Source organism: Rhodoplanes sp. SY1, from assembly GCF_046000175.1.
GTDB lineage: Bacteria > Pseudomonadota > Alphaproteobacteria > Rhizobiales > Xanthobacteraceae > Rhodoplanes.
This window is the reverse complement of the sequence record NZ_JBEOMB010000230.1, coordinates 1-581: the sequence shown is the minus strand read 5'-3', so window position 1 is coordinate 581 and position 581 is coordinate 1. Positions and strand designations below refer to the sequence as shown.

General features: G+C 63.9%; 1 protein-coding gene. It reads left to right on the top strand.

Annotated elements, in window-relative coordinates; genetic code table 11:
* Window positions 1–146: 146 nt before the first annotated feature.
* Window positions 147–581 (top strand): DUF4268 domain-containing protein (locus tag ABTU92_RS28735; RefSeq protein ID WP_408094984.1); only part of this gene is annotated, 435 nt, incomplete at its 3' end.

Below are 581 nucleotides of genomic sequence, written 5' to 3'. Positions count from 1 at the left end.
TCGGGCTCGAGGTCGAGCTGTGGCGGATCGGCGACTCGGCCCCCGCCCCGAAGTTCAACATCGTGTCGAAACCGAACGACTGGTCCCAGTCGATATCGCGAGCGGTAAATGCCATCGACGAGGCCGAGCTGTCGGAAACCCGGATCATGCAGCGCGCCTACTGGACCGCGTTCGACAAGGTGCTGTCCGCGTCCGGCGGGCCGATCCGTGGAGGCCGAACGGCTCAACCCACGTCATGGATGTCGTACTCGATCGGGCGAAGCAGCATCAGCTTGAATGCGGCGATGGTCCGTCCGAAGAAGCAGGTCCGTGCCGAACTCTACCTGTCGGGCGGCAAGGCGAAGTCGTTCTACCATCTGTTGGCGGAGCAGAAGCCGGAGATCGAACGCGAGCTGGGGTTCCCTTTGGACTGGGAAGAGCTGCCGAAAGGCAAGGACAGTCGGATATCCGTATCGCTGGAGAACGCCGACCCCGAGAACGAGTCGGACTGGCGCCGCCAGCACGAGTGGCTGGCCAAGAACCTTAACGCGATGCACCGCGTTTTCGCCCCGCGCGTTCGAGCGCTCGATCCGGACTCCCGG